The sequence below is a fragment of the Campylobacter sp. RM12647 genome (assembly GCF_020138135.1).
Lineage (GTDB): Bacteria > Campylobacterota > Campylobacteria > Campylobacterales > Campylobacteraceae > Campylobacter_E.
This window is the reverse complement of sequence record NZ_JACGAS010000021.1, coordinates 16,694-33,832: the sequence shown is the minus strand read 5'-3', so window position 1 is coordinate 33,832 and position 17,139 is coordinate 16,694. Positions and strand designations below refer to the sequence as shown.

Genomic DNA, 17,139 nt, shown 5'->3' with positions numbered 1-17,139 from the left:
TGTTTTTGCAAGTGTTTTTTACTCTGCTAAATCAAGTATTTGTTTTATAGCTCACTTGATTAAGAATTTTAAATTATTTAGCTAAATTTAAAGAAAACAATAAAAACATAAAGCTATTAATTACTCCTATCGTAATAGCAATATATTTAATTATTAGGTAATTTTGTTTTTAATCAAATAGATTAAAAGTATAAATATTAGCTTTTAAAATAAAGCTTATATTCTTTAAAACAATTTATTTTTATAAGATTTTGCTATGTATTGATTAAACATTTCATCATTTTTTTCACTCTCAAGCTTTTCTTCAATACTAGGCTCTATGCTATTAAATCCATCAATACAATTTTTATAAGTAAAATCCATAATATCTTTCATTTCATTTGTTTCATAATATTTAATTAATTTTTCTTTAAACTCGTTAATTAATCCGACTGGAATATTTACCAAACCAGCTCCATTGCTAATCAAGACCTTGTTAGCACATAGAATTGCCGTTCGTTTGTTGCCATCGCTAAATATTTGTTTTCTCATTAGATATAACATTAATGTTATTGCTCTTTGTGTAGTGTTTGTGATTTTTTGTATTTCGTTTAATTCTTCTATAATTTCTTCTTTATATGGCATTTTAGGTTTGTAAGTTGTTCCACCAATAGCTACATCAAATTGCCTTATGTAGCCTGATTGATAGATTAAATTTGCACCTATAGTCTTGTTCATTTTACAAATATAAGCAAAATCAACTTCAGGATAACTTATAGTATCAAAAAGAACATACCAAGCATATTTAAGGTTGTTAATAGCTACAATATCATCTACCTTTAGATTGCCCACGCTTGCACCGTTATAAATGGCTTCTACTTGTGAAAAAGTTACATTAATTCCCTCAAGTCTCGCACTTTTATAGATATTATCTACGATATTTCTTTTTGCTAAACATATGTTGTATTCTAAGCTCATATGAAATTTATTTTTCATATTTATTAATCCCTTTTTTAATTTATATAATTTTATTTTAATACATTCATCTTTTTATTTTTGTAACCTAGAAATTTATTATAGTCAATACAATAATATGTAATACAAATAGTTAAAGTAAGATAAAATATTTTTTTATTTGCAGTAATTAGTATTATATTTTGTTTTTAGTTTAAGCTTTTAAAATCAATATTTTTATTAATAATATTTTAAATATTTTTTATATGGACAGAATTTTGACAACTCATATGCTATAATGCGAAAAATTACAAGAAAGGAGAATAAATGAAAGCTATATTTTCTCTTATGGGGGGGGGATTTTACAAAAACTAAAATCACTTAACTTCATTAATTTTATTCAAAACTTCTCATTTATATTCAAAGGAACTTAGCAATGTTAGATAATTTTCCATGCACTGCATGTGGCTTATGCTGTAAAAGTATTAACGGAGTAAAAGAACTAGAAGAATTTAATTTAAATGGTGTTTGTATGCACCTTGCAGATGATAATACATGCAGGATTTATGAAAATTGTCCTATGGTTTGTAGGGTTGATGAATATTACGAAAGGTTTCTTAAAAAGTATATGAGTAAGGCTAAATATTACAACGAGAATATAAAAGTCTGCAATGCTTTACAAGATAAATTTAAAGTAGATAAAAAATATAAAATTAATTTGATTAAGGAGATTTAAAATGCCAATTCCTTTTATTTTAGGTGGTATAGCAGTAGCAGCAGGTGCTTTTGGAGCAAAAAAAGCTTATGATGGACATTGCGATAAAAAAGAAGCTGAGAATATAAATTCTAAAGCGCAAGGTATTTTTGATGATGCTAAAAGTAAATTAGAAAAATCAAGAGACCAAGCAAATAAAGCTTTAGAAAATTTAGGTTTAGCAAAAATACATATTCACGAGCATTCTTTTAGTGAATTTATTGATATATATTCACAGATTAAAAACATTGAAGAGAGTGATTTCTCACAAGATGATTTGAGTTTTGACATTAAAGAATTTATTGCATTTACTAAAGAAAGTGTTATTAGTTTTGCAGAGCTTGCAGGTGGTGGTATAGCATCACTTGGAGCTGGTGCATTAGCTGGTATCGGAGCTTATGGAAGTGTTGGACTTCTTGCAAGTGCATCAACAGGCACAGCGATTTCAGCTCTAAGCGGTGCAGCAGCAACTAATGCAACTCTAGCTTGGCTAGGTGGTGGTAGCCTTGCTGCAGGTGGATTTGGTATGGCAGGTGGAATGGCTGTGCTTGGCGGCATCGTTGCAGCTCCTGTTTTAGCACTAGGTGGATTTTTATACTCAAAAGCAGGTGAAAAAGCACTAGATGATGCTAGAAGCAATCTTGCAAAAGCAAATGTAGCAAAAGAAGAAATGGATACAGCAAGAATAGCAACTAATTCAATATCAACTATCGTTAATGAAGCTATTAGAGAAATAGAAAAACTTGATGTTTTACTTGTAAAGGACTTAGCTAAGTTTAGAGCAATGGTTGAAGGCAATCATGATTATTCTACATATTTAAATGGCGAAAAATCGTTTATGAAATACATTGTAAATATTGTAAAAATAATGAGTGGAATTTGTAAAGTGAATGTATTAAGAGAAGATGGCAAGATTGCAAGTGAGTTTAAAGCTGCTATTTTAAGTTCTCAAGAGTTCGCAGCAAGCATTATGAATAAATAAATTTTTAGGTGGCTTTATGCCACCTTTTTTAAAGGAGTTAAAATGACGCAAAATTTATTTTTTGATGAGCTAATAGAAGAGCTAGGCACTCAAAGTCTTGCTAGATTTGGACTAAATATTTTTAATGTTGATTCTTATGGTGCTTATATGGAAAGTTCAAAGCTTACTACAAGTATGCAAAAAGCAGTAAAACAACATGGAAGCAATCCAAATGGTTTTGGACAGATGTTTGAAGCTTATGAAGTAGGTAAGCAAAATATTAAAAATGCTTATAATAAAAATGATACTAGAGCTTATACAACAGATGAGCTTAAAGAGATAAAACAAGTATATGAAAATAAAGATTTTAATACAAATAATGATTTAAAAAAATCAATGGTTACTTCTAATTTTAGCGATGAAGAAATCAAAAGAATAGCAACTAATCCAAAACTAGATGTTTATGCTAAGACAAATCATACTTTAGTAGATGTGGTAGTAGTTGATAAAAATGGCAATGTAGTTAAAGAAGAGCAATTAAAGGCTGTTGGTGATAGTATTTTTTCTAAAACTTATGATAAGTATTTTGAAGCTGGAGTTAAAGTTAGGGTAGATAGCGATACTTATGAAAGAGCAGAGAATGAAATTAAGCAAATAAGACAAAATCTAGATAATGCACCAGAAGATAAAAAAGCAATAATTCAAAAGCAATTAGATGAAAAAGAAACGAAATTTAAACAACTTGAAAAGGGTAGCGATAGAACCAAATCAGGCTATACAAAAGGCGAAATTCAAGAAAACGGACAAAAAACCAACACTGATGGAAAAATCGCTTTAAAAAATGTATATATAGAACAAGCAAAACAAGCAGGTATAAATATAACTCAAACAGGTTTAAGTGATGCAGGGACAGTTGTTTTAAGCACTTTTGCAAGTGGAGTTGTATGGGAATTAAGAGATGAGTATTTACACAATAACCACGAAGATTTTTTAATAAGACTACAAAGGCTTTTAAAACAAGTTTTTGTAAAAGGAAGTGAGAGTTTTGGTAGGGGTGCTAGTTTTGGATTAATTGATACTATTGTAGGACTTGCTGCTCAGTGTTTAAAAAATATTGGTGGTAATTTAAGGGCTATGTGGACAAGCCTTAGAAATAGTGCTAAATCAATCTTTAATGCTATTTGGCAATTTATAAAAGGTGAGATTAAAAGCTTCTCACAACTTATTAGAACAATTTTAAAGAGCTTGTTTTCGGCTATCATGGTTGCATTTGGTTTTGCACTTGAAAGGGAGCTTAGCGTTTATGTAGGTAATGTTTTAGCTACTGGGATTTCTATTTTAGTTTGTTCGGTTGGAGTTGTCGTATTTTCTCAAAGTTTGGATTTAGCTATTAATGGCTTTTTAGCAATTTGTGCAAGTGCAAAAATGGCGAAAGCAAGAAGAGAAGAAATAGAAGCTTTATATCATGAAATAATGCCAAAAATGATAGAAAATAGACTTCATTTAGAAAGCTTTACAAATGAATATATAAGTAATCTAAAAGATATTAGCGAGCTAAGTTTTGCTGATATTAGCAGTGCTATGGCTAATAATGATTACGCAAAAGCTGATGAAGCTTTAATAAAAATTGCAAGTGCTTATGGAGTGAATGATTTGTTTGTAAGCCAAAAAGAATTTGATGATTTTATGTTAAGCGATGAGCCACTTAGACTTTAACTTAAAGGAGATTTCATGAAAAAATATAAACCAACTACAAAAGAAGAATTACAAGAACTAGTAAGAGATGAAAGTATTTATCTAGGCGATATTGATACGAGCCTTATCACCGATATGAGTGAGCTTTTTGAATATAGTTCTAGAGAAGATTTTTCTGGGATAAATACTTGGGATACTAGCAATGTAACTGATATGAGCTCAATGTTTTATGAATGCGATAATTTCAACTCCCCTTTATGGTTTGATACCAAAAATGTAACAAATATGAGCAGTATGTTTTATGAATGCAAGAATTTTAATCAATACCTTAGTTTTAATACTAGTAATGTAACAGATATGAGATTTATGTTTAGTGGATGTAAGAATTTTAATAAGCCTCTTAAGTTTAATACTAGCAAAGTAATTGCTATGTGTGAAATGTTTGCCGAATGCAAAAATTTCAACCAACCTGTAAATTTTGATACTAGTAATGTAATAGATATGATTGGTATGTTTTATGAATGTAGTAATTTTAATCAGCCTTTGAGTTTTGATACAAGAAATGTAACTGATATGTGGAATATGTTTATATATTGTAAAAACTTTAATCAAAAGCTTGATTTTGACACTAGCAAAGTAACTGATATGGAAGATATGTTTGAAGGTTGCGAGAGTTTGGAGCAATTACCTGAGTTTTATATAAAATTTTGTAAAGAAAACGAAGAGTAAATCTAAGAATTTGAATTAGGAATTTCAAATGGAATTCCTATTTTAAATTCTTTTTTTATATGGACACAATCACGACTTTGCTTTTGCTAAGATAAGCAAAACTTAAAAAGGAGTTTATATGTGGCTTTTAGGACTTTTGTTTATTTTAGCTTTGCTTTTATTTTGGCTTAGGAGTTTTTAGGCTTTTGCTTTTGATTTTTATAGGGCTTATTATACTTGCAATTATTGGCAAGATTATTGAATTAATATTTAAGGATTAGAGATGAAAAAATATAAACCAACTACAAAAGAAGAATTACAAGAACTAGTAAGAGATGAGAGTATTTATTTAGGCGATATTGATACGAGCTTTATAACCGATATGAGTGAACTTTTTGCTTGGAGTAATAGAAAAGACTTCAGTGGTATAAACGAATGGGATACTAGCAATGTAACTAATATGAGTGGTATGTTTAATGATTGCAAGAACTTCAATCAAGCTTTAACATTTGATACTTCTAATGTAACTAATATGAATAATATGTTTAGTGGTTGCGAAAATTTTAATCAAAGCTTAGATTTTAATACCTTAAAAGTAAAAGATATGAGCTCTATGTTTTTTAAGTGTGAAAGCTTTAATCAATCTATAAGCTTTAACACTAAAAAAGTAATCAATTTTGAGCAAATGTTTTATGGATGTAAAAACTTTAATCAACATTTAAAATTTAACACCAAAAATGTAACTAGTATGAAAAGTATGTTTGTATATTGCGAAAACTTTAACCAACCGCTAAATTTTGATACAAAAAAAGTAATTAATTTTGAGCAAATGTTTTATGGTTGTAAAAACTTCAAACAAAAAGTAAATTTTGATATGAGTAGTGCTATTTATACTGAGTGTATGTTTGATGATGAGTATATACACGAGCTACCTTGCGTAAATCACTCATCATTTAGAAAGCTTATCCTAGCTATAAAAAGGCTTTGTGTAGGTGATTTAGAATGTATTGCAGTTTTGTACCCAAAACAAGCTTTAGGATTTTTTAAGATAGTAATGGGAATTTATAATCGCTTTAACTCTACACGCTTATTTTTCAAAAATATAAAAAGAAAAAACTCAAATAATCAAAAGCAATACAAGCCAAAAAACAAAAAACAACTAGAAAAGATATTATATGATGATAGTGTTTATTTAGGAGACATTAATACAAGTCTTATTACAGATATGAGCTATCTTTTTCTAGGTATTTTTAGGGATGATTTTAGTGGTATAGAAAAGTGGGATACAAGCAATGTAGTTAATATGGATAGTGTGTTTTATAATTGTATGTTTTTTAACAAAAAGTTAGAGTGGAATACAAGTAAAGTAACTAATATGAATAATATGTTTGAAGGTTGCATAAACTTTAATCAAGCAATTGAGTTTGATATGACAAATGTAAAGCATATGAATAATATGTTTAAAGATTGTATCAATTTGCATCCTAAAAATCTAAAAAGTTTCAGTAAAGATGAGATTATTGAAAACTTTTATTATTTAGCAAAACTTCCAAAGTTTATTGCTAAAAATAAGTGGATAGATATGAAAAATGGCAAATTTAAACCAAAAAACAAAGCTGAGTTAAGGGCATTAGTTTATACTGATGATATTAAACTAGATAAGATTGATACAAGTTTAATCACAGATATGAGTTATTTATTTACTATATTTAATAGTAAAAGGACAAATTTTAGCGGAATAAATACTTGGGATACAAGTAAGGTAACTAATATGAACAATATGTTTGCAGGTTGTAAGAGTTTGGAGCAATTACCTGAGTTTTATAAGAAATTTTGCGAAGAAAACGAAGAATAAGTCTAAGAATTTGAATTAGGAATTTCATTTGAAATTCCTTTTTTAAATTCCAAAAATTTCGCTGTATTTTAAAGAATAACTATAAAGTTGTAAATCAAAATTTGTATTTTAAATTTATTAAAATCTTTTTATATAGACATAATCAGGACTTTACTTTTGCTAAGATATACGAAATTAAAAAGGAGTTTGTATGTGGATTTTAGGACTTTTGTTTATCTTAGCTTTACTTTTATTTTTTGGCTTAGGTGTTTTTAGACTTTTACTTGTAGTTTTTATATTCTTAATTTTTTTAGCAATTATTGCAAAGGTTGTAGAGTTGTTATTTAAGGATTAAATTCTTAGCAATTAATTTATAATAAAAGAGCTAAAATATTTTGATTTAAATCGCCAAAAATTAGCGATTTAAATTCTTAAAAATTATGCTCAATCTCCATCAAATCACATCTATCATTATCACAAGTATCAGCGTGATTAGGATTTAGTATATGTCCATTTCCTCGTCTAAAATCACCACCACCAGTGCAATCAAATTGATTTAAATATTCTTCAAATATATTATCTCTATTACCAGCTAAACCAATTAAGCTAATGGCTTGTATGTTGTATCTATTATTAGCAGATAAGTTTCTTAATAAAGTACGCTCATCGTGTGTAGGTGCTATAAAGCTTGTAAAATCTTCTTCGCTTATATTTTGAGCATTTGTTGGGATTACTACTGCTCCGTTGTTTGTAATGATGATAGGAACTGCGTGTGCTCTGCCGTTATCTAAACTCATTAATGCAATATATAAAGAACCAGCAGGAGAATTTAAAATACCCCTTAATTGAGCTCTTAAATTATCTTGAGTTGTGATAGTGCTAAGGCTCCATTCTTGTCTTGGCAAAATACTGCTAGTTAAAGCCCAAATCGCCCTAATACCCCTTGAATATAGTCCTTCACCTAAAGCCAATTGTTGTCCCCATAACTCAAGTGCTTCACCCATTAAATTATACATCGCAGGGTTTCTTCTAGCAAATGTAGTAAATGGAGATACATTGTCCATATAATCAAATAAATATCCAGTAGAACTATAATTTAATATAGGACTATGTGGATATACTTGAGTTAGTAAAGAAACTATCTCATAAGTATGTAGCATACAAATTCCGCAAATCCCACTAGCATCAGTGCTACTATCAGTAGTCCTTGCAATGCTTAATAATCGTGCTTTCCAATTTGCTTGTAAAGGGTCAAAATTAGCTAAGCTATTTGATATAACTTCTCGTTTTGTTCTTCTTTCTGCACCACAATGGCTAGAGAAAAGTCCTAAATTTCTTGCGTTAAAATTCCTTAATTCATAAACGCTAAAGTCAAATGATAATTTACCATCTAATAAAACGCTAGGAGATAAATGGGTTTTATAATAATTTATATCACTTATAAATAATTTGCCTAATTCACTGCCCCTTGAAACATCTAAAATATTTTTATTAATATCTAATATATAAGAATTTTCAAATAAATTTAAATTCCAATAAAATCTATTTTCAAATCCGTAAAAATTACATTTAGAAAACTTTAAAAAACTAGCGTCTTGATTGCTAAGATTAGTTTCAAGGCACTCAAAAGTCCCACTGCTAGGGTTAAAAAGAGCTATTTTACCACTTGTAATATCGTAATAAAAATTAAATGGTGTTTTTGAAGCTCCATTTTTTGTAATATAAAATAATTCTAATTTATTATTTGATTTTGAACGAAAATATATAGAAGTTTTAAGAGCGTAATTAATAGGCGGTGGAACTGCTTGTAGCCACTGCTTCATTTCGATATTATCTATGGTTATTTTATTAGCGTTTTTGTTTTTTGTAGCTAGTAAATTATACTCGCTTTCTTTTACTTCTACATCAATATAAGCTGGTAAGCTAAAGGTATCTTTTATGCTAAACCATTGAGATTTATCGTTTAAAACACAAGGCTTTAATTCAAAGAAATCTTGTTTGGTTTGTCCGCTTTTAAACCTATCGCTAAGACTTGCACATAGCCAATTGTCTTTATATTTAAAAGCAAGTCTTTTGTATAAATCATATCTCGTATCTACTGCTTGTTTGCAATCTAGCATACCGATTATGACCCTATCATGCACTTGTCTTGGAGCTAGACAAAAAGTTTTATTATCGTGAGCTTTTATGATTAAATGCTTATCTTGTATTGTGTTGGCTGGAGTTTGCGGGACGCTATTTGCAAATATTGTAGAAAGGTAAAATAATATTAATATAAGTTTTTTCATAATTTCCCCCTTAAGATTTGTGATTATATTAATTTATAATAATATTTATTCTAAATTTCAAATATTTTTTAATAGTTGTGAAAATTAAGGAGCAAAAATGAGTGATAATAATGCTAAAAAAAGATATTTTGCTATCAAAAATAGCATAGAATTTAAAAAACAAGAAGAATTAAATTCTAACTATGAAGATATTTTAAAGGCTTATGAAAAAGAGCTTGACGAAGCGATTTTGAAAGTTGTTAATAAGTATAAATTTAGTGAAATTTTAAGCAGTAAAATGCCAAATTACCACAAAATAACAAAATCTATAATCTACAAAGCAGAAAGCGAAAATGAAAAAAAGGGCAGATTATATGAATTAAAAATTAAAAAGTATTACGAAGAGCAAGGCTACAAGGTCTTTCCACACGGCTTTATAAATGGTAAAAACGATGGCGGGATAGATTTGGTTTGTTATAAAGAAAATGAGTGTGTATTAATTCAGTGCAAAAATCACAAAAGCCAAATAGGTCAAGATTTGCTAAGGAAATTTTTAGGTGATTGTGCTGTTTTTGTTAATGAGAATGAAAAAATGCTTAAAAATAAAACTATTAAAAAAGTTTTTATAAGTTCAAGTGAGCCAAGAGCAAGTGCCGAGCATTATTTAAACAATTATAAGGATTTAATAGAGTATTTAAATATTGAAGAATAGTATGAAAATGACAAAATAGTTTTAGTTGTTATTTTGTGATAAGAATTTAATAATTGCAATTTTATTAAAATCAATAAAAGTAGCTATTTTATATATGGTTGTTTTGGTATTTATCAAGGAAATTTATACACTACTAATAAAAATCGGCGAATATATAAATTAAAAAAATTGTGCTTAGCAATAAATTGAAATTCTTGTTTTAAATTCCATAAGAAAATTATCAAGATTTAACCTTTGTATTAATTATAGCCTTAAGATAAGCAAGATATAATCCATACATTTAGACTATATTATTAGGTATACGAATGAAAAAATTTTACAAAATAATCTATATTAAATACAACACTAAAACAAAAGAAGAACTACAAGTATTAGTAAATGATTTGAGCATAAGCTTAGGTGATATAGATACAAGTGCTATTACTGATATTGGCACACTTTTTAAATATACAAAAAAACTTTAGTGGTATAAGCAGCTGGAATGTTAGCAATGTAACTGATATGATTATTATGTTTGTTTATTTTAAGATAGAAAATGATACTTCAAAACACTCAAAAAGATTTTCAAATTATTAAATCTTATAATTAATTTAAACTAAAAAATAAAAAGTTTTTGATTAATTTATAATCTTAGAAATTAGAGCAATTATTTGACATATTATAAGGCTAAATTATGCTTTATTTAAAGCTATATTTTTATAATACTTATACATTTTATTTTAGGGGGTATTTATGAAAATAAGTGTATTAGGTATTGGCGGAACTATTTGTATGCTAAAAGATAGTAGTGGTGGGGTAAATCCTAAATTAGATGCAAAAATGTTGGTTGAAAGCATAGGGTTAAGCGAAGATATAAAAATAGAAGCAAAAACGATTTTATCTCTTCCTAGCCCATCTTTAAATTATGATAATTTATTAGAAGTGTTAAAAACAGCAAAAGAAGAGATTAAAAATGGCTCAACTGGAGTTGTTGTTACTCAAGGAACTGACACTCTTGAAGAAAGTGCATTTTTGCTTAGTTTATTTTGGGATGAAGCAGCTCCTTTAGTAATTACTGGTGCTATGAAAAATCCTAGTGAAATAGGAGCTGATGGGGCTAGTAATTTATATCAAGCAATTTTAGTGGCAAGCAATACAAATTCCTTAAATCGTGGGGTTCTTTGTGTGTTTAATCATACTATTTATCAGCCTAGATTTATACACAAAAGCAATTCTTTTTCACTTGAAACTTTTGTATCTATTAATGGTGGAAATATAGGTTATATTTATGAAAAAGATGTAATTTATATAAGTCCAATTTATAAAAATAAGATTTATAAAACGCCTAATAGTTTAAATAAAAATGTAGCAATAATCCCTACTTGCCTTGATGGTGATAGTATGTTTTTAAATAATTTATCAGGTTTTGATGGTTTGGTAATTGATGGTTTTGGAGCAGGACATGTATCGTTTACTGCGGCTAGAAAATTAAAAGAATTAAATTTAAAAATCCCTTGCATTATCACAACTCGTACAGGAAGTGGAATGAGTGCTTATAAAACATATGCTTATGAAGGAAGCGAGATGGATATGCAAAAAAGTGGCTTTATTATGGGGAGTTTTTTTGATAGTTTAAAAGCAAGATTGTTTTTAACAATGCTTTTATCTAATGGTTTTTCAAATAATGAAATCAAACAAGAATTTGAAAATTACTATAAATATTTTTAATTTTATTATTTGTAGTTGAGATAAACATATAAAGGATGGATTATGAATTATATTATTGTTGCTCAAATTATTATGAGCATTACGCTAATTTTGATGGTAATTGGAAAAACACCGCTTTATTTAACAGCACTTATTGGCACTACAATTAGTGTTTTAGTTGCTATGCTTGATATAAGAGAACTTACTTTAAACAAATTATTATTATCAGGACTTAATCCTGTGATTTTAGATATGACTGGTATTTTAATGTTTATAGGAACTATGCAAGCAAGCGGTTTTATGGATGATATTATAAAATTAATTATTAAAATTGGTAGAAAAATTGGTGGCGGAGAAGGAATTGCAGCAGCTAGTGCTATTGGTGCAGGTGTAATTGGAATGCTTACAGGTTTTACTCAACCATCTGTAACTGCAGTTGTAACTGCAAAGCCATCGGTTTTATTAGGAATGAATCCAAATCATTCAGCAGCTATTCACGCTCACGCAGGACATTTAGGCAATTTTGGTGGCTTTACTCACCCAACACAGGTTGCTATTATTGGAGCTACTAACATTGGATTTGGTCTTATAAATATTTTTGGTATTGCAATTGCCGTGTTTTTGATTATTTGTTCTGCTATTAGGTCTAAAATTTATAGAAAAAAATATTCTATTAGTATAGATAAAGATAAATTAAATCAAGCCATTAAAGAACTAGAAGAACAGAAAAGTAAATATAATACTTTCGTGGTATTTTTACCTTTTATAGCACTTTTTGCTGGCTTTATTTTTGGCTATCCTATATTTTTACTCGGTGTTTTTGCTAGTGTTTTGACTATCATTTTAGCAAAAATGAATATTTTTAGTGCTGAAAAACAAATGATAGATGGCGTTGGTAAAATCGCAATCCCACTTGTTGCAACTATAACATTTTTGTTTATGAGTGCTACTATTAAAGAAATAGGATTAGCAAAAATTATTGCAGATGTTTTTGAACCTATTTTAAAAATCGCCCCTGTTCAAGCAATGTTTGTAGTAGCTGTTGTAGCTGGATTTATTACACAAAGTTATGGTGCAAGCTCGGCTATAGTTTTACCATTTTTACAAGCTACTATGAGTAGTTGTCCTTATACTTTCGCACTTGCTTTAGTTGCTGCTGGCGGTGCATCAATTGCGCAGTATTTTTTAACAGGTGGTCCTATTGCAGCATTATCTACTGTTATACCTATTGTGGAAGGTTCTAATTTAAAAGATGCCAATAGGTTTCAAAGACCATCTCAACTTATTGCATTAGGCTTACTTTTAGTACTTTCATTTATAATTAAATTTTAAGAAAAAAGGGGTTTAAATTCTATTGAATTTAAACCCTAAATACATTATTTAGATATAGAATTTATAAAGATTTATAGATGTGATTAACAAAACTTTTTTATATTTTTTAGTTGTTTAGTTTAAATTATTATTTGAAATTACTAATTTATATTTTACAAAAATACACGAAATAAATTCCTAGTAAAAAATCAAGCTAACAATAATACAAACTAATAAAATAAAATTAAAAATATGTAAAGCTTCAAAAATATTAAAGAAATGATTGTAAAAACTTTAAGTAAAGCCCTAATTTTAGGGCTTTAGACTTAATTAAATATTTTAAATAGTATAAATATAAAAAATGCAGCAGGGGTTGCTTTAAATAGTATAAATGCCATGTTTTTGCTGATATTATTTTTTAACTCATTTTCTGATACATTTTTTCTTGTATTAGCCATCAAATCAAAAGCTACACAATATTTTCCAGCTTTATTTAAATTCTTTTCTGTATTTTCTAGTGATGTTATTAAATCCATTTTATTCTCCTACATGTTTTAAGGTAATATATGGTGATAATTGATAAATATCAAAAATAACTTCGCCGTATTTATTCACCAAAGTTTTTAGATTATGTTCCATTGATGCTAAATCTTTATATGTATTATTTTCTTTAGTAATCGTGCTTTCATAATAACGCCATGATATTATGAAATATACTACGAAAATTATAGCTCCTGTAATTAGACTTGAATTACACGCAAATATCAATGAGATAATAAGAATAATTGTTAAATTGATTGGATAATTTTTACTTTCTTGGTGTATTGTTTTTAGCTCTTGATTAGATTTGTAAACATATCTTAAAAATTCTATACATTCGTAGAAATTTATACAATTTTGTTTTAATCTTTCATAATCAATTTCTACTCCGTTTGCTTGATTTTCTCTACCTATTAATGCTACAGTACCTTTTAATTTAAATACATTATTGACCGTAATTGTTGAACTTGTATTTGTTGTAGATGTTGATGAAGATAAATTATTAGTTATTATGTTGCGATTATAACTTGTATGAGTTTGTGCTGTCTCGGTAGCATTCATACTCTTAGTATGTTGAGATCTTACTATATTGATGATAGCATTAAAACCCATAAGACTAACCATTTTCTTAAGGGATTGTTCGGCATCTTCATAGCTAATGTTTGAACTCGTTGATATTTCTAGTTCACTTGCGAATATTACCTGATATCCCCCACCTATAATATCTCCACTATTTATGAGTCTTACGCCTAGCGCCAAATCAAATTTTGGATTTTGTGCTTTTAGCTCTTCAATAGTGCTAACACTATTCATTTGTGACTCCTTTGCTTTGGAATGTTTAAATGAGTATATTAATATTTTTAAATTAAATATGTTTTAATTTAGCTTATTTAAGTTAAAAACATATTTAATAATTTAACTTACCTAAGAACAGGGCATTAAAACATTAAAAAGAACCAAATAAATATTTAAAATTAACTTTTAGTTTATAATTTCACTAACTTATCCTAGACAAAAGTCACAAAAAGTAAAATTTAACCTTAAATTTTTAAGGATATTTACAAAGCTATAATTTTAATAAATCTATAACATGCAAATTAAAAATAAGCTAAATTAACTTCAAAAAATAATCCTATTTGTTTATTAATAATTTTGTCCCTTAGTTAAGTAAATTTGACATAAACTTAAAAATTTGCTATTTTTTTTTAAATTTATTTTTCCTTAGCTAAGGGACGAAAGGAGATTTATTGAAACAAGTTTTACTAGAAGACATTGCAGATTTAAACATGGGTTTAGTTCTAGCAAGAAGAAAATCCCAAGAAAAAACACCGTTTTCATATAGATTATTAAGCCTAAAAGCATTTGATGAAGATTATATAAAAGATGAATTTATAGATGAATTTTACGCTACGCAAAGTCTAGAAAATCATTATTTGGTAAGAGAAAATGATATTGTTATAAGATTAAGGCTCCCGCTAAAAGCACATGTAATAAACCAAAATGAATTTTTGATTTCATCACACATGTTAAAAATCACTTTAAAGGATACAAAAGCCTTCAACCCATATTTTGTAGCTGAAATAATCAACCACTCAAGACTAGAAAACCTAGCAGAAGGTCAAGCATTAAGGCTCTTAAATGTAAAAGATATAAAAAGCATAACAATTCCATATATTGAGATAGATAGGCAAAATAAATTTGCCAATATTTTTAAAACTATCAACGAACGCAAACAAACTCTAAACGAGCTAATTACAAAAGAAGAAACCCTAAAAACAATAATTTTAAAGGAGATTTTAAATGGTTAAAGAGATTATGGATAAAGTTGATTATGTATTTAATCAAAACAAACACAATATGAAAAAAGAAAATTCTATTGAATATATTTGTAGTGATGCAATACTAATTTTACATGGTATAAAAGAAGAGAAAGTACCTTTTGAAGATATTAAAAATGTGATTTCAAACAATCTTATATCCTTTTCTACATTAGCTTTATATGATATTAGGCTTGACAAGGATGTGGATTTGGTTTCACTTATGGATATAAAAAATATATATTACAATGGTTGTAGTTTTACAAAAACTACAGACATAACAATTTCTAGTCAATTAGAAAGAATTATTATTCAAAATTCAAATTTTCAAAAACTAAAAATCAAAGATGATAAAGAAAATAAAAAATCAATAAATTTATATATATACAATACAACTTGTTATGATTTTTATCTAAATAAATGCCTTGTAAATGAGTTTAGTTTAAGTGAATTTGAAGTGGCGAATAAGGCTAAGATTTCATCACATTTTAGTGGCAAAATCAGTCTAAATGATACAACATTTAATAAATACATTTCTTTTGAAGGTTCTAGTTTTGATGAAGTTTTTGAAACTACTGATTTATATTTTGATGATTATAAAAAAGTGGTTTTTGAATTTGAAAAAATCACAAGTTTTAGCAAAGAAGATATAAATAATTATATAAATAATTATGGAAAAACAGATGAAGAAAAGCTAAATCTAGCTAGTAAATTACAAAATACATTTAGAAAATTTAAAGATATTGCATTAGCACATAATAACAAAATCTACGCTAAAGAATGTGAAAAGTTAGAGCTTTTTGTTTATGAAATATATTTAAAAATAGAAAGTGATATAAGGTTTAAGAAATTAGAAAAAGCCAAAAAAAATAACGAAAAGTTAAGTATTAGAGAAACTTTATCATTAAAAGCTTGGAGAGCAACCCTAGAGCAATTAATGCTTAAATTTTATGAAATTACAAGCGAACATCATACAAATTTTGCAAGGATTGTAAATTTTACTCTAGCTATTATCTTTTCACTGTATCTTGAGTTATCTATTGTTGGGTTATTTAGCTTTTTTGATATAGGCTATTTTAACCATATTTTAGATGATTTTTATAGAGTTTGCAGTTTAATAATGTTTTTTGTTGTATTAATATTATTTGCTTTAAGTGCAAATAGGATTAAAAACATTATCGGTAGATTGATGTGTATTATCTCTATGATTTTAGTTTTTGCTTTCTTGGTTTTTCCTAACTATCTCGTAGTTTCATATTTTGTAATTTTATTTGTGGTGTTATATATATTTTATACTAGAAGTAGTGATATTTACCATTTTATTAGCTTAATTGCAGTTATTTGTTTTATATGTTTGCCGATTTTTTCAAAAAATATCATAACTTCACCAAGCATTTATTACTTAGATGATACCTTAAATAGATACACCCAAGAAGACATTAGAGAGGCTTTAAAAATAGCAAGTGTAGAAAATCAAGAAAAAATTAACAAAACTAAAAAAGATTCAGAGTCAAAAAAAGAGCCAAAAGAAGAATCAAAACCAAGCCAAAACATTATAAATTTAAAAGCTACTATAAGCCAAAACGAGGTTAACTCAAACATCAGTATAAACCAAACACAAGAGCCTTACGATTTGTATTTCGGCACAGATATAGTCAATCTATCGGTTGAAAATGCACAAAATATCCAAGATATAAAACAATTTATAAAAGACAATAAGCTTTTAATGTATTACACAAGCTTGGAATCAGATAGTAAAGTATATAACAACATAATCAAAGCTATTTGTATAGATTTACAGCTTGATACGATATACTTTATCTTTTTTATAATTATGATTTTGTGTATTTATTCAATGCAAAAGACATTTAGAAAAAATACGATTTAAAGGATATAAGATGAAACAAACAAACGAAATTCC

16 protein-coding genes are annotated in these 17,139 nt (G+C 27.6%); 12 read left to right on the top strand and 4 right to left on the bottom strand.

Features of this window, described 5'->3' with window-relative positions; translation table 11 throughout:
* Window positions 1-225 precede the first annotated feature (225 nt).
* Window positions 226-975 (bottom strand): Fic family protein, encoded by a 750-nt coding sequence (locus AVBRAN12647_RS07660; protein ID WP_336614967.1) that lies wholly within the window; start codon window positions 973-975, stop codon window positions 226-228.
* A 394-nt stretch (window positions 976-1,369) separates the two neighbouring features.
* On the opposite strand from AVBRAN12647_RS07660, the gene AVBRAN12647_RS07655 reads away from it, so the two are divergent.
* The 6 genes from AVBRAN12647_RS07655 (at window position 1,370) to AVBRAN12647_RS07630 (ending at window position 7,240) form a co-directional block, all read left to right on the top strand.
* Entirely contained in the window at window positions 1,370-1,669 is a 300-nt protein-coding gene (locus AVBRAN12647_RS07655) for a YkgJ family cysteine cluster protein (RefSeq protein WP_336614966.1), read from the top strand.
* Between the two features lies 1 nt (window position 1,670).
* Complete coding sequence (locus tag AVBRAN12647_RS07650) at window positions 1,671-2,669, top strand: hypothetical protein (RefSeq protein WP_336614965.1); 999 nt, start codon at window positions 1,671-1,673, stop codon at window positions 2,667-2,669.
* A 42-nt stretch (window positions 2,670-2,711) separates the two neighbouring features.
* Window positions 2,712-4,364, top strand: a complete 1,653-nt coding sequence (locus AVBRAN12647_RS07645) for a hypothetical protein (RefSeq protein WP_336614964.1) — start codon at window positions 2,712-2,714, stop codon at window positions 4,362-4,364.
* 15 nt (window positions 4,365-4,379) lie between these two features.
* A complete protein-coding gene (locus tag AVBRAN12647_RS07640) occupies window positions 4,380-5,072 on the top strand; it encodes a BspA family leucine-rich repeat surface protein (RefSeq protein WP_336614963.1) in 693 nt (230 codons plus the stop codon).
* A gap of 262 nt (window positions 5,073-5,334) precedes the next feature.
* Window positions 5,335-6,906, top strand: a complete 1,572-nt coding sequence (locus AVBRAN12647_RS07635; protein ID WP_336614962.1) for a BspA family leucine-rich repeat surface protein — start codon at window positions 5,335-5,337, stop codon at window positions 6,904-6,906.
* Between the two features lie 190 nt (window positions 6,907-7,096).
* Entirely contained in the window at window positions 7,097-7,240 is a 144-nt protein-coding gene (locus AVBRAN12647_RS07630) for a hypothetical protein (RefSeq protein WP_214117680.1), read from the top strand.
* A gap of 76 nt (window positions 7,241-7,316) precedes the next feature.
* Here the strand turns inward: AVBRAN12647_RS07630 and AVBRAN12647_RS07625 are convergent, their stop codons facing one another.
* On the bottom strand, window positions 7,317-9,173 hold the full coding sequence (locus AVBRAN12647_RS07625) for a DUF1561 family protein (RefSeq protein ID WP_336614961.1): 1,857 nt from the start codon (window positions 9,171-9,173) through the stop codon (window positions 7,317-7,319).
* 97 nt (window positions 9,174-9,270) lie between these two features.
* Here AVBRAN12647_RS07625 and AVBRAN12647_RS07620 point away from each other — a divergent pair, with 97 nt between their 5' ends.
* The 4 genes from AVBRAN12647_RS07620 to AVBRAN12647_RS07605 all read left to right on the top strand — a co-directional run bounded on the left by AVBRAN12647_RS07620 (window position 9,271) and on the right by AVBRAN12647_RS07605 (window position 12,882).
* Window positions 9,271-9,864, top strand: coding sequence for a restriction endonuclease (locus AVBRAN12647_RS07620; RefSeq protein ID WP_336614960.1), 594 nt, complete (start codon window positions 9,271-9,273; stop codon window positions 9,862-9,864).
* Between the two features lie 305 nt (window positions 9,865-10,169).
* Window positions 10,170-10,328, top strand: coding sequence for a hypothetical protein (locus tag AVBRAN12647_RS07615; RefSeq protein WP_214117677.1), 159 nt, complete (start codon window positions 10,170-10,172; stop codon window positions 10,326-10,328).
* Window positions 10,329-10,596: 268 nt separating this feature from the next.
* Window positions 10,597-11,571 (top strand): asparaginase, encoded by a 975-nt coding sequence (locus tag AVBRAN12647_RS07610; RefSeq protein ID WP_336612837.1) that lies wholly within the window; start codon window positions 10,597-10,599, stop codon window positions 11,569-11,571.
* Between the two features lie 42 nt (window positions 11,572-11,613).
* Window positions 11,614-12,882, top strand: coding sequence for a citrate transporter (locus tag AVBRAN12647_RS07605; protein ID WP_214117675.1), 1,269 nt, complete (start codon window positions 11,614-11,616; stop codon window positions 12,880-12,882).
* Window positions 12,883-13,187: 305 nt separating this feature from the next.
* Here AVBRAN12647_RS07605 and AVBRAN12647_RS07600 read toward each other — a convergent pair whose 3' ends face one another.
* Both AVBRAN12647_RS07600 and AVBRAN12647_RS07595 read right to left on the bottom strand, forming a co-directional pair.
* Complete coding sequence (locus AVBRAN12647_RS07600; RefSeq protein ID WP_214117673.1) at window positions 13,188-13,397, bottom strand: hypothetical protein; 210 nt, start codon at window positions 13,395-13,397, stop codon at window positions 13,188-13,190.
* A 1-nt stretch (window position 13,398) separates the two neighbouring features.
* Complete coding sequence (locus AVBRAN12647_RS07595) at window positions 13,399-14,214, bottom strand: hypothetical protein (RefSeq protein WP_336614959.1); 816 nt, start codon at window positions 14,212-14,214, stop codon at window positions 13,399-13,401.
* A gap of 434 nt (window positions 14,215-14,648) precedes the next feature.
* Between AVBRAN12647_RS07595 and AVBRAN12647_RS07590 the strand changes: the two genes are divergently transcribed.
* Window positions 14,649-15,209, top strand: coding sequence for a restriction endonuclease subunit S (locus tag AVBRAN12647_RS07590; RefSeq protein WP_336614958.1), 561 nt, complete (start codon window positions 14,649-14,651; stop codon window positions 15,207-15,209).
* A complete protein-coding gene (locus AVBRAN12647_RS07585) occupies window positions 15,202-17,106 on the top strand; it encodes a hypothetical protein (RefSeq protein ID WP_336614957.1) in 1,905 nt (634 codons plus the stop codon). The genes AVBRAN12647_RS07590 and AVBRAN12647_RS07585 overlap by 8 nt, the downstream gene beginning before the upstream one ends.
* Window positions 17,107-17,139 lie beyond the last annotated feature (33 nt).